Source organism: Fusibacter sp. QWL-12, from assembly GCF_058683495.1.
The window spans coordinates 3,411,869-3,424,118 of record NZ_CM178745.1; the positions used below are offsets into that span (position 1 = coordinate 3,411,869).

Here is a 12,250-nt window from a genome sequence, read left to right on the forward strand (position 1 = left end):
TTTTTTTTAGGCTACAATATTGCTTGTGGTTAAATCTGAGGATTCAACTTGTTTTATAAGAATTATTTTGGGTAACTAAATAATTAGGTTACACAGTTTATTCTTAGGAGGTCTTAATGAATTATAATCAAATTTATATAGGCGGCGAATGGGTATACTCAGATTCTCCTGCCATGATAGAGGTAGAAAATCCAGCAACTCGGAAAATAATAGGAAAAGTACCAGCTGGAAATGCAAAAGATGTAGATCGAGCTGTATTAAGTGCAAAGGCTGCTTTTGAAGCTTGGTCGGAAACGACTCTTGAAGAAAGAATCGTTACTTTGAGAAAAGTATATGATCATTTTGCAGCTAAAAAGGAGCAACTGATTCAGATGGAAGTCGCTGAGTTAGGTCAGCCGATTAGATGGGCTGAAAGAGCTCATGTTATTGGTCCGTTGGCGCGTTTTGATAATTATATCAAACTTATTCAAGACTATCATTTTGAAGAGAAATTAAAGCATGCGACGATTAGCCGCGAACCTATAGGTGTCATCGGGTGTATCACACCTTGGAACTATCCCCTTGGACAGGTGATGCAAAAGATTGTCCCAGCTTTACTTACGGGTAATACAGTAGTATTAAAGCCTTCACAAATGACGCCGCTTTCTGCGATGGTTCTAGCTGAATCCTTTCATGAAGCTGGTGTTCCTGCTGGTGTGTTCAATCTAGTGACAGGTCGTGGTGCAGAGGTTGGTAATGCATTGGCTTTACATCCAGATGTACAAATGATCTCATTTACTGGATCGACAACTGGCGGTAGAGAAGTTGGTAAGCTTGCTCTTGAGACAATTAAAAAGATCGCTTTAGAGCTTGGTGGCAAATCACCACTTATTGTACTTCCGGATGCTGATATATCTCTTGCAGTGGATACGGTTATAAGCTCTTGCTTCGATAATACAGGTCAGACCTGTGCAGCATTAACGCGTATGATCATCCCAAAATCGGATAAAGAAAAAATAGAGTCGTTGATCATCGAACGCTCAAAGGCATATACGGTAGGTGATCCAACACTTGTGGACACCAAGGTGGGACCTCTTGCAAGTGCGAAGCAGTATAAAAAGGTCAGTAAGTATATTGAAATCGGTATAGAAGAAGGGGCTAAGTTGATTGTAGGTGAAATGCCTGTTCCTTATGAAGCTCTGGGTGAGAACGGCTACTATGTGAAGCCAACTGTTTTTACAGATGTTGAAAACCATATGAAGATTGCCCAAGAGGAAATCTTCGGTCCAGTCATCTCTCTGATCGCCTATGATACAGTGGAAGACGCAATACGCATAGCGAATGATGTGCCATATGGTTTATCAGGTGCAGTTATCGGCCCATGGGATTTGGCCAATGAGGTGGCGACCAAAATAAAAACCGGATCGGTTTATGTCAATGATGGCAAAAGAGACATCAATGCGCCGTTTGGCGGTTATAAACAATCCGGTATAGGTAGAGAGGGTGGCATACAAGGGATTGAGGAATTCTTAGAGATAAAATCAATCTTCAATGAACCACAGCCTGAAAAACTTTAAATAAGTTTCTAGAACGATAACCATTCAGAGATTTCTGATAGTGGTATCGTTCTTTTTTTATACGCGTGCAGTAACAATCTAGCATTATCAAATTCATACGTGCAGGTAACCAGTGTTAAAAGGCTTAAATCCTCAGGTAATTCCAGTGGGTCATCGAAGATGGAATTACGTTTAAAATGCTTCGCGTATTCCACGAGCTCTCCTGGGTCGAGGTTAAAGCTGAGGTAGTAATTATATGCAGAGACCCGTTGTACGGCAAATAACTCATAGAGGACAGCTTCTCTAGAGGTAACGATAACGACGTATCTGTGACTGTTATAAAAGTCCTCGTCCTTATATTGATGCAAATCGTGGAACATGGTACCTTTAAACAAATAGTGACCGTAGATAGCATTGTGTGTGTCATATAGGTTGGGTGAATTTTTATAGTCTAAATAGATTGAACCATCCATATCTGGGCTGTTTTTATAATCGTATCTTAGGTAGTAATCGTTGTCTTTGCCCTGCACCAATGGATAATCGATGTTTGTTCCAGGTACTTTAAACCAACCGATAAAATCAGGGGACTCTTTCATGTATTCTGAAAAAGTCGTACTAAAAAAGGTATCAAAATCGAGATTATCATCTTCTGGTGTCGCATAGAGTGGTAAATTATTTGTGGTGTCAGTAATATCTGTGATTGCTTCAGATTGTGTCTCTGTTATAGAACCGGTTTCGGAACTTTCAATGGTTTGATCTGTATCCTGTGATGTGGTAGGCGAAGGCGCGTCCTTTCCACAAGAAATAAGGAGGAGTGACAGAGTAAATATGAAAATTGAGAGCGTAAGAAAACGGAGGCATTTATTGAACATATGGACCTTCTTTCAATCAAATGTGATATAGTATAAGTGGATCAAAACGCGAGGAGGTACAGGATGCAACAAGTTATGTTGGAACCAGGTGATTTACTAGATAACCGCGGTTGTCTTATCCAAAGCGGTTATTCGACTCAGCTCATTAAGAAATATCAAAGGAAACGCATTAAAGCACCTTTTTTTAAGATTAAAGAGTGGGATTATTATTTGATCTATAACGATGCTTATGGTATCGCAGTAACGGTAGCGGATAATAGCTATATGGGACTTCTCAGTGTCTCGTTACTTGATTTTACGAACAAATCAGAGACGACAAAAACCAAAATTTTACCGTTTACATTTGGAAAACTGAATATGCCCGAAGCCTCATATGAGGGCGAGGTGCTCTATCAAAAAGGCGAAATGGCATTTAAGTTTACGCACGGTTTTGGTAAACGAAATATTTTTGTGAGCTTCCCAAATTTTAAGGATAAAAGCAAACTTGAGATATCTATAGATTTGACGCATGCACTAGAGGATTCTATGGTGATTGCAACACCTTTTCCTGAGAACAAGCATGCCTTTTATTATAATCAAAAAATAACAGCGATGCCTGCAGAGGGTGTGGCGAAACTAGGCAACGAAATCATCACATTCCGAAAAACCAATGCCCTTGGACTTCTAGACTGGGGGCGTGGGGTTTGGACCTATAAAAACACTTGGTATTGGAGTGCCGCTCAAGGCTTTATTGGCGATGATGTGATCAGTTTTAATCTGGGCTATGGCTTTGGTGACACCTCAAAGGCGACTGAAAATATGTTTTTTATCAATGGCAAAGCTTCTAAGCTGACCGATGTCGATTTTAAAATTCCTATGACGTCAGAAGGGGAAGACTATCTAAGACCTTGGTTAATGAGTTCCTCTGATGGCACTTTTGAAGCTTTATTTACTCCGATACTAGATCGACAGGCTTTAATATCTCTTGGGGTTTTAGCAAGTGATCAGCATCAGGTGTTTGGGTATTTTGATGGCTTCGCTCTAATTGGTGACGCAAAGGATAAGGTTGATTTTAAACACTTTTTAGGCTTTGCTGAAAAGGTATATAATAAATGGTAGTATTGATTTATACCCATAATATGACTAAGTCACACAGTTCATAGATAGTAAATGAAGATTTCGGGTATAGCTTTAGTGAAGAGATTGAAAGGAGCTATATATGAATCAAACCATGACAAATGTCTATAAAGTAAAGTCAAATTACGATTTAACCGAATCTCATGAGAGATTAATTGAAACGCTGAAGCAAGTTGGATTTGGCGTTTTATGGGAACTGAATTTTAAGGATAAGCTGCGTGAAAAGGGATTAGAGTATAACGAAGATTTTTTAGTAATGGAGGTCTGTAATCCAGCAAAAGCAAAGGTTGTTTTGGAAGCCGAAATAGATATGGGCTTCATGCTGCCTTGTAAAGTTGGGATTCACACTGAAAACGGAAGCTGCTTCATTGGCCTTATGAAACCGTCCAGCATGGTATCCAATGAGTCATTGACTTCCCTTGCTAAAGAAGTAGAGGACGCATTAATCCTAGCCATCGATGGTGCCGCAAAATAATCAATCCATTTATACAAAAGATGAAAATTCATCATAATTTTTTTACAATTAGCCACCTTGACGCTAGGCGATGAGGTGGTATAATTATTTTAGAAGTTAGCACTCGACGCGGTAGAGTGCTAACAAAAAAAGGAGTGATGAATTATGAATGTAGAAAAAATGACTAAGAAAACGATAGAAAGCATTGAAAACGCACAGAGACTGGCAATAAAGTTCAGCCATTCTCAAATCGATATGACGCATCTTCACTATGGTTTGATAGGCGATGAAGGCGGTCTTATATCCAGTGTGCTTTCACAAGTAGGCATTGATCTACCTAAATATAGAAGTCTTGTACAGGATATTTTAGAAAAGATGCCAAAAGTAGTTTCTGAACAAAACGAAATCTATGCATCGAGAAAGTTTAACAAAATTCTAATTGATGCAGAGGATTATGCCAAACAGCTGAGTGATGAGTATGTTAGCGTTGAACACGTCTATCTATCACTCTTAGATAATCTTACTGGTGAAGATCAAAGAGTCGTTAAACAATTTAATATCACAAAGGAACGTTTTCTAGAAGCGCTCGCAAAGATACGTGAAAATAAGAGAGTTACTTCTCAAAACCCAGAAGACGGCTATCAAGTGTTAGATAAATACGGTAGAGATCTGGTGGAGCTGGCGAGAAGTGGTAAACTAGATCCGGTGATTGGTAGAGATGAGGAAATCAGAAGAGCCATTCGCATTTTATCTAGAAGAACGAAGAACAATCCCGTGCTGATTGGTGATCCTGGTGTTGGTAAAACTGCAGTTGTAGAAGGGTTAGCTTTGCGTATTCTCGCTGGTGATGTCCCAGATGGGCTGAAGGATAAAACGGTTTATGCGCTTGATATGGGCGCACTAATTGCGGGTGCTAAGTTCAGAGGTGAGTTTGAAGAAAGGTTGAAAGCAGTTCTCGATGAAATCAAGGATTCTGATGGTAAAATCATTCTGTTTATTGATGAGCTTCATACGATAGTGGGTGCTGGTAAGACTGAAGGCGCAATGGATGCTGGCAATCTACTTAAGCCATTGCTCGCTAGAGGTGAACTGAGATTAATCGGCGCAACGACGATAGACGAGTATCGTAAGTACATTGAGAAGGATGCAGCATTAGAAAGACGCTTTCAACCGATATTGGTGGGAGAGCCTTCAATTGAAGATACAGTTGCCATACTTCGCGGCTTAAAGGAGCGCTTTGAAATTCACCATGGGGTTCGTATCACAGACGGTGCAATTATTGCGGCTGCACAGCTTTCAGAAAGGTATATTCTTGATCGTTTCCTACCAGATAAGGCAATCGATCTTATGGATGAGGCGTTATCTATGCTGAGAACGGAGATCGATTCTATGCCACAGGAGTTAGATCAACTCAACCGTAAAATTATGCAAAAGGAAATTGAAAATCAGGCACTTCAAAAGGAAACCGATCGAGATGCAGTTGGAAGAAGAGATGCACTTGATTTAGAAGTTGCTGAACTCAAAGAACAGCTTCACGCTTTAAAGGGAAGATGGGAAGTCGAAAAAGCTGCGATCGACAAGGAAAAAAACCTTAAGAAAGAAATTGAAACGGTTAAGTATAAAATAGAGGAAGCTGAGCGAAACTATGATTTAGAAACCTTGGCGCAGTTGAAATACGGCGATCTCGTGAACTTAAATAATGAACTGGAAGCATTAAAGAACAATAAAGTGCATACAGAGCTTTTAAAAGAGGAAGTGACAGAAGAAGAAATCGCAGATATCGTGTCAAAATGGACGGGTATCCCAGTGGCAAAGCTAGTTGAGGAAGAAAAGGATAAACTTCTAGGACTGGACACACTCTTGCACGAACGTGTCATCGGCCAGGATGAAGCAGTTACTGCCGTTTCTGACTCTATAATACGCGCTAGAGCAGGATTGAAAGACCCATCTAAACCCATTGGATCGTTTGTATTTTTAGGTCCAACAGGCGTCGGTAAAACCGAACTTGCAAAAGCACTTGCAGAGGCTTTATTTGACGATGAGAATAACATCATTCGTATCGATATGAGCGAATATATGGAGAAGTTCTCAGTTTCAAGGCTGATTGGAGCGCCTCCAGGCTATGTTGGCTACGATCAAGGTGGTCAACTCACAGAAGCCGTTAGAAGAAAGCCATATTCAGTCATCCTTTTAGACGAGATTGAAAAAGCCCATCCCGATGTATTTAATGTGCTCTTACAACTTCTGGATGATGGTCGTTTAACCGATGGACAAGGACATCTTGTTGACTTTAAAAATACAGTCATTATCATGACCTCTAATATTGGCAGTCAAATTCTATTGGAAGATTTGTCGATAGAAGACGATGGTGTGATTAGTAGTATGGCAAAAGAAGAAGTCCTTAAGCTATTTCATAAGTCCTTTAAACCAGAATTAATCAATCGATTAGATGATATTCTACTTTTCACACCGCTTAACATCGAAGCGATTAAAGGCATTGTGAAACTTTCAATTGATTCAGTGAGAAATAGACTCAGCGATAGAAAAATTCAGCTAGAGGTGAGTGAAGATGCACTGGAGCACATCGCAAGAGAAGCTTATAATCCTGTATTCGGTGCAAGACCGGTCAAACGCTTTATCATGCATAACATCGAGACGAAGCTGGGTAAGTCAATTATCAGCGGTACGGTGAGTGAAGGGGATCAGGTTAAGATCGTCATAACAGAGCAGGGCTTGGCGTTTGAAATAACTAAGAGTGCTGTTGGTGATTAACATGGAAACTATAAAGTAAACAGGCATTAAGAACACAAATAAAAAGGAGAACAAACAGCTCTAAATGAGTTGCATGTTCTCCTTATTTTTTACCAAGATCTAGATGAACCGCCGCCACCACTGCTACCGCCGCCACCTCTAAATCCACCACCGCCGCCACTACGTGAGCTTCGAGCTGCAGTATAGATGATAAATCGAGTTAGTCTACCACGATTTAAGATAATGTCTAAGAAAATGATAATGATCACTATTACGATTAAAATCAATTTTCCCAAAGTCATTTCCGAATCGCTTGAACTAGAATTATCAGTTGGCGCGTAGTAAACGTTACTAGCAGATAGATCAGAAGCATCTAAATTATACTCCTTGTAAACTTCCTCTGCGAGCTTTAGGTAGGTACCTGTGACGCCTGCATCATAATCACCAGCTTGAAAGTTGCCAATCAAATAATCATCCTGTATACGTCCTGTTTTAGCATCGTTTAATGCGCCTTCAAGACCATAACCGACTTCGATTCTGGATTGACGATCCTCATAGGCGATAAGAAGGAGTAAACCGTTGTTCTTCTTAGAATCCCCGATGCCCCACTGACGAAATAGGCCATTTGCGTAGCTTTCAATATCCGCGCCATCTAAGGAATCAACGGTTACTACAACGATTTGAGCGCCTGTTTTCTCGGCAAGTGGTACTGAAGTAGACATGATTAGTTGTTCTGTCTCAGTAGAGAGAATGCCAGCGTAGTCAGCAACATAGAAATTATTGGTTGGTTCTGGATACTTATTTGCACCAAAGCTAGGTAATAGTAACAGAGTTAAGATGATACAAACAAGAGAAAAACTTTTAATAAAGCGTTTCATCAAACGACTCCTTGTCATTAGTTGTTAAAATCAACAGATGGCACTTGATCAGCACCTTCTTGTGCTTCAAAATAATCGACTTGATCAAATCCGAACATACCAGCAAAAATCATCATAGGGAATTGTTTAACGGTTCTATTATATTGATTTGCAACCGTGTTGTAGTCTTGTCTTGCTACTGCAATTCTGTTTTCAGTTCCTGCCAATTCATCAGATAACTGAATAAAGTTTTGGTTTGATTTTAAATCTGGATAATTTTCTGAAATAGCCAATAATCGACTTAATGAACCACTTAATTCAGTACTTGCTTCATCTTTTTCTTGTACTCCCGTTGCTCCTATTAGTTTTGATCTCGCTTCAGAAACACTTTCAAAAATTTCTTTTTCTTGACTTGCATAGCCTTTAACGGTTTCTACTAAGTTAGGAATTAAGTCATTTCTTCTTTGGAGCTGATTATCGATTTGACTAAGAGCTAAATTCACTTCTTCGTCTAAGCTTACTAATTGATTGTACTTTGAAACAAACATGCCTCCGAAGATGGCGATAACTACTACGATGGCAACAATAACGATTAATCCTTTTTTCATTTTACACCTCATGTTTATTTAATTTATATAGTTACAAATGAATTATACCTTTAAAAGATTAAAAAATCATTAATAGATGACTTAAAACTTGTTAAATCCTTAAGTTTAAGCTAATTTATGTTTGCTTATATTGAAATGGGTATAAAGGAGATATCTAACCTATTGGAGGCATTTATGGCGAAAAAAGACTTTCTTAAAAAAATAGTAATAAGTGTGTTTATATTAAGTGTCGTCGTCATTAGTCTTTTTATACTGTTCTCCTTAAATCCACCTAAGGGTGAGGTGTCGTATCCTTTAAGTGCGGAGTCTTATCAAGACGGTGATCAAACGAACCTTTTTTCGATTATAAAGGGCAGGTACGAGAAAGAGCCTTTTAATGGTGTTGCCACACTGATTTTTTTCTTAGCCATTACGCACTCTCTGTCCGTTAATTATTTTAGTACAAAAGCGCATCAATTAGATAAGGCTTTCGAACAGCTTAAGCTTGAAGGGAAGGTTAGTCGTGAAGATCGTTCAATGCAAGCAACTGTATTTCATTTCTTGGGTGAGATAGAGGTCGTCTTTGGACTTTGGTCCATCATCCTTGGGATTGCATGGGCAAGCTACTTTAACTGGGAATCTTTTGTCTATTACATCAATGATTTATCCTATGTTGAACCATTGTTTATCATCGTGATTATGATCATAGCCTCCAGTCGTCCAATTTTAAAATTTTTTGAATTGATACTTTGGCGAATTGTTAAGATTTTCCACGGCACCATAGAAGCTTGGTGGTTGGCGATACTGCTACTGTCTGCTTTTTTAAGTTCGTTTATTACAGGGCCAGCAGCAATGACCATCTGCTCAATGCTCTTGTCAGAGAAGTTTTTCGTTCTGAATCCTCCTAAATCGCTAAAGTATACGACGCTCGCGCTATTATTTGTAAATATTTCAGTAGGTGGTGCAATGACTAATTTTGCTTCGCCTCCAATATTGATGGTTGCAACGCCATGGAATTGGAGCAATGGTTTTATGGCGATGACATTTGGGTGGAAATCCATTATCGCCATTGCGATTGGAACAATTTCATATTTCTTCGTATTTAAATCAGAATTTAAAAAGCTTGAAAAGCCACATCATGATTTACAATTCAAACGCTATATTCAAAATAGATTTATCAGTCAAAAGGAGCTTGAAATCCTATTTGAAGACTTAGAACAAAATGTCGATCATCGGATGGGTTATTCAAGAGAACTCAGAGCGTTCTCAATTATTTTAAAGGACAATATGAAGGCAATTGCCAAACGTAAGCTCTCAAAAGATGAATACGAGTCCTTTGATGTGGACGCAGCCATAGATGAAAAGTTTGAAAGCATAGCTGAAAAGCAGTTTAGAAGAACCATTCCTGGGTTATTGCCCGTCAGTGAAAGAGATGAGTATTACGATCCTGATTGGGATAGACGAGATGAATATGTGCCTTATTGGATCATGGGTGTCCATATGCTATTTATGCTTTGGACGATTGTCAATGCACATGAGTCGGCTCTTTTTCTCGCAGGGTTATTATTCTATCTAGGATTTTATCAAATCACGTATTATTATCAAAACAGAATCGATTTTAGACCAGCATTGCTCGTTGGATTCTTCCTCGCTGGTTTGATTGTGCATGGCACCCTTCAGGAATGGTGGATTGCACCGATACTTGGTAATTTGCCACCTTTAGGGTTAAATGTCGCATCCATTGTTCTAACGTCTTTTAACGATAATGCTTCGATCACATATTTGAGCTCTCTCGTTCCGAATTTATCAGACACGCTTAAATATGCAGTTGTCTCAGGAGCGATCACAGGTGGTGGCTTAACCGTTATCGCTAACTCGCCAAATCCAATTGGTCAGTCCATACTAAAGCCTTACTTTAAAAATGGTATTGAAGCGGGAACTTTATTAAAATACGCACTATTTCCAACCGTTGTAGCGACAATTATATTCTTTATTCTTGGCTGATAGGAGGCACTATGGAGCTATTAAATACGGAAATTGAATCTAGCTTTGAAGCTGTTGATATGCTTGTTAATGATGCCGTTCAGCTGTTGGAGGACCAATTAAAGAGTTTAACGCATTCTCAAATTTTTAATATCAATTTTATGCTAAGAGAGATATTGAACAATGCCGTTGAACACGGCAATCACTTTGAGAGTCATAAAAAGGTGAGATGCATCATTACTTATGATGAACATCAATTAATTTTCGTAGTTAAAGATGAGGGAAAGGGTATTAATTTAGACGATATCCCTTTAAAACATGAACCAAAGGACCTTTTAAGACAAAGAAATAGAGGTCATGAAACCATTCGTGAAATGGCATTTGACGTTTTTATCAATCAAACAGAAGTAACGGTTATTCTTAAAATATAGTCAGGAGGCAGACATGGAAGAACAATTATTAGGAAATTGCATGAGATTAATCATCACAGAGGGTTTGACAGCAAATCGCGTTTCAGACTATACACAAAAAACAGAGGCAATGTTTGATTCTGATTCGAAATTTGATGCCATCGTTTTAGATCTATCGAGTACTAAAAATATCGACTCTGTAGGGGTTACTTTTGTAATTAGCTTGTATAAAGCATCAGAAGAACACAATAAAGCGTTTAGTGTGTCTGGTGCAAGTGAAGACATTATGAGCTTGTTTAGACTTATGAAACTCGATCAGTTTTTTGAACTAAACGAGTAATTCAGGAGGTAGGTATGGCCTATCATATATTAATAGCCGATGATGCAACCATGAATCGTTCCTTGATAAGGGATATATTATCTAAAAATCTTAAAAATGCGACCTTTTCTGAAGCTATTAATGGTACTGAGGTTTTAGAAATCGTTAAATATGGCGCAGTTGATTTGATAATCTTAGATTTGGTGATGCCAATCATGGATGGGTATGAAACATTAAGATGGTTGAAAAAGCATCCTGAGTTTCACGATATCCCAGTTATTGTGAACAGTGCAATTACGGAGATCAATTCTATTGAACAAACTCTAAAAGAAGGGGCAGTGGACTACTTCACAAAACCACTTTCACCAAATGATATGCAGATTATCTTACCGCTTAAAGCAAGAAATGCTTTAATGCTCTATGAACAGCAAAAAACGATTGTATCTCTTAACCAACAGATTAATGAAGAACTTAAAAATGCAAACACTTTTGCGAACATTCTTTTACCTAAAGAAAAGGGAATGAAGCAAATTGAGTTGTATTTAAAATATCACCCATCCTTAGGCATTGGTGGCGATTTTTTTGATTGTATTGAAATTGGAGATAAAGTTCATTTTATGATTGCCGATGTAACTGGTCACGGTATTGCAGCAGGAATGGCATCCTCTATGATTAAGGTGCTCTATCGAAAAATGATTGAAACACCAGATATTATGCCACATGAGGTGCTTGAAAAGATGAATCAATCTATCTTTGATATTTTTGATTTTGCTGGTAGAGACAATTACTTTGTCTTCACTGCTTTTGTAGGTGTATTAGACCATGGTGTTTTAAGCTATGCCAATGCAGGTCACCCTTATCCAATGATTTATCGAGCTGAACACGACCGATTTGTAGAAATCAGGCAAAACGGCTTTTTAGTAGGAATGCTTAAGAATGTAAGGTATCATACTGAGAATTTTCAAGTTGATCCTGATGACTTGATATTTTTATATACCGATGGTCTTTTCTGTGCTTGTGAAGGAAAGGACTTCACTGGGTGGGATAAAGTATTTACATTAAGTCGTCAATTGTCAGGAATACTCAAACAAAATCCAAAAGAGTTTCTTGAAGATTTGTTTTATGCTTTTCATATGATTCATAAAACCAGCGGAACGGACTTTACCGATGATGTTGCGATGATGCTACTTAAAGTGAAATAATGCGTTTTGTGAACCCTTTTATTATATGATTGATTCATATGGTAAAGGGGTTTTATTTAGGATCAATCTCGAGTGACATAAAATTCACTAATCGCAACTGCTTGAGATATATAAAAAAATTTGTTGATGTGCAAGGTTAGAAAGGTTAAACTTAATGTAACGGG

General features: G+C 38.4%; 11 protein-coding genes. 8 read left to right on the top strand and 3 right to left on the bottom strand.

The annotated features are described in order from the left end of the window. Positions 1-116: 116 nt before the first annotated feature. Complete coding sequence (locus tag AC4PID_RS16415; protein WP_492133071.1) at positions 117-1,556, top strand: aldehyde dehydrogenase family protein; 1,440 nt, start codon at positions 117-119, stop codon at positions 1,554-1,556. Between the two features lie 8 nt (positions 1,557-1,564). Here the strand turns inward: AC4PID_RS16415 and AC4PID_RS16420 are convergent, their stop codons facing one another. Then, on the bottom strand, positions 1,565-2,407 hold the full coding sequence (locus AC4PID_RS16420) for a class B sortase (RefSeq protein WP_492133072.1): 843 nt from the start codon (positions 2,405-2,407) through the stop codon (positions 1,565-1,567). A gap of 63 nt (positions 2,408-2,470) precedes the next feature. Between AC4PID_RS16420 and AC4PID_RS16425 the strand changes: the two genes are divergently transcribed. From AC4PID_RS16425 to clpB, 3 genes are all read left to right on the top strand, one after another. After that, entirely contained in the window at positions 2,471-3,505 is a 1,035-nt protein-coding gene (locus tag AC4PID_RS16425; RefSeq protein WP_492133073.1) for a DUF2804 domain-containing protein, read from the top strand. 100 nt (positions 3,506-3,605) lie between these two features. Further along, positions 3,606-3,998 carry a DUF302 domain-containing protein gene (locus AC4PID_RS16430; RefSeq protein WP_492133074.1) on the top strand — a complete coding sequence of 131 codons (393 nt, stop codon included), beginning with the start codon at positions 3,606-3,608 and terminating at the stop codon, positions 3,996-3,998. Positions 3,999-4,142: 144 nt separating this feature from the next. Then, complete coding sequence (gene clpB, locus AC4PID_RS16435) at positions 4,143-6,749, top strand: ATP-dependent chaperone ClpB (protein ID WP_492133075.1); 2,607 nt, start codon at positions 4,143-4,145, stop codon at positions 6,747-6,749. Between the two features lie 89 nt (positions 6,750-6,838). Here clpB and AC4PID_RS16440 read toward each other — a convergent pair whose 3' ends face one another. Continuing rightward, a complete protein-coding gene (locus tag AC4PID_RS16440) occupies positions 6,839-7,606 on the bottom strand; it encodes a TPM domain-containing protein (protein WP_492133076.1) in 768 nt (255 codons plus the stop codon). A gap of 17 nt (positions 7,607-7,623) precedes the next feature. Beyond that, positions 7,624-8,193, bottom strand: a complete 570-nt coding sequence (locus AC4PID_RS16445) for a LemA family protein (RefSeq protein WP_492133077.1) — start codon at positions 8,191-8,193, stop codon at positions 7,624-7,626. A 174-nt stretch (positions 8,194-8,367) separates the two neighbouring features. Here AC4PID_RS16445 and AC4PID_RS16450 point away from each other — a divergent pair, with 174 nt between their 5' ends. From AC4PID_RS16450 to AC4PID_RS16465, 4 genes are read left to right on the top strand one after another with little or no spacing between them, the layout of a single operon-like run. Further along, the gene (locus AC4PID_RS16450) at positions 8,368-10,176 is read left to right on the top strand and encodes an SLC13 family permease (protein WP_492133078.1); all 1,809 of its coding nucleotides are present in this window, start codon (positions 8,368-8,370) and stop codon (positions 10,174-10,176) included. A gap of 11 nt (positions 10,177-10,187) precedes the next feature. Then, a complete protein-coding gene (locus tag AC4PID_RS16455) occupies positions 10,188-10,586 on the top strand; it encodes an ATP-binding protein (protein ID WP_492133079.1) in 399 nt (132 codons plus the stop codon). A gap of 13 nt (positions 10,587-10,599) precedes the next feature. Next, positions 10,600-10,905, top strand: a complete 306-nt coding sequence (locus AC4PID_RS16460; RefSeq protein WP_492133080.1) for an STAS domain-containing protein — start codon at positions 10,600-10,602, stop codon at positions 10,903-10,905. Between the two features lie 14 nt (positions 10,906-10,919). Continuing rightward, a complete protein-coding gene (locus tag AC4PID_RS16465; RefSeq protein ID WP_492133081.1) occupies positions 10,920-12,086 on the top strand; it encodes a SpoIIE family protein phosphatase in 1,167 nt (388 codons plus the stop codon). Positions 12,087-12,250 lie beyond the last annotated feature (164 nt).

Coding starts and splice junctions, on each gene's coding strand:
- AC4PID_RS16430 (WP_492133074.1), top strand. CDS start 3,606: ATGAATCAAACCATGACAAATGTCTATAAAGTAAAGTCAAATTACGAT.
- AC4PID_RS16420 (WP_492133072.1), bottom strand. CDS start 2,407: ATGTTCAATAAATGCCTCCGTTTTCTTACGCTCTCAATTTTCATATTT.
- AC4PID_RS16465 (WP_492133081.1), top strand. CDS start 10,920: ATGGCCTATCATATATTAATAGCCGATGATGCAACCATGAATCGTTCC.
- AC4PID_RS16425 (WP_492133073.1), top strand. CDS start 2,471: ATGCAACAAGTTATGTTGGAACCAGGTGATTTACTAGATAACCGCGGT.
- AC4PID_RS16415 (WP_492133071.1), top strand. CDS start 117: ATGAATTATAATCAAATTTATATAGGCGGCGAATGGGTATACTCAGAT.
- AC4PID_RS16440 (WP_492133076.1), bottom strand. CDS start 7,606: ATGAAACGCTTTATTAAAAGTTTTTCTCTTGTTTGTATCATCTTAACT.
- AC4PID_RS16445 (WP_492133077.1), bottom strand. CDS start 8,193: ATGAAAAAAGGATTAATCGTTATTGTTGCCATCGTAGTAGTTATCGCC.
- AC4PID_RS16460 (WP_492133080.1), top strand. CDS start 10,600: ATGGAAGAACAATTATTAGGAAATTGCATGAGATTAATCATCACAGAG.
- AC4PID_RS16455 (WP_492133079.1), top strand. CDS start 10,188: ATGGAGCTATTAAATACGGAAATTGAATCTAGCTTTGAAGCTGTTGAT.
- clpB (WP_492133075.1), top strand. CDS start 4,143: ATGAATGTAGAAAAAATGACTAAGAAAACGATAGAAAGCATTGAAAAC.
- AC4PID_RS16450 (WP_492133078.1), top strand. CDS start 8,368: ATGGCGAAAAAAGACTTTCTTAAAAAAATAGTAATAAGTGTGTTTATA.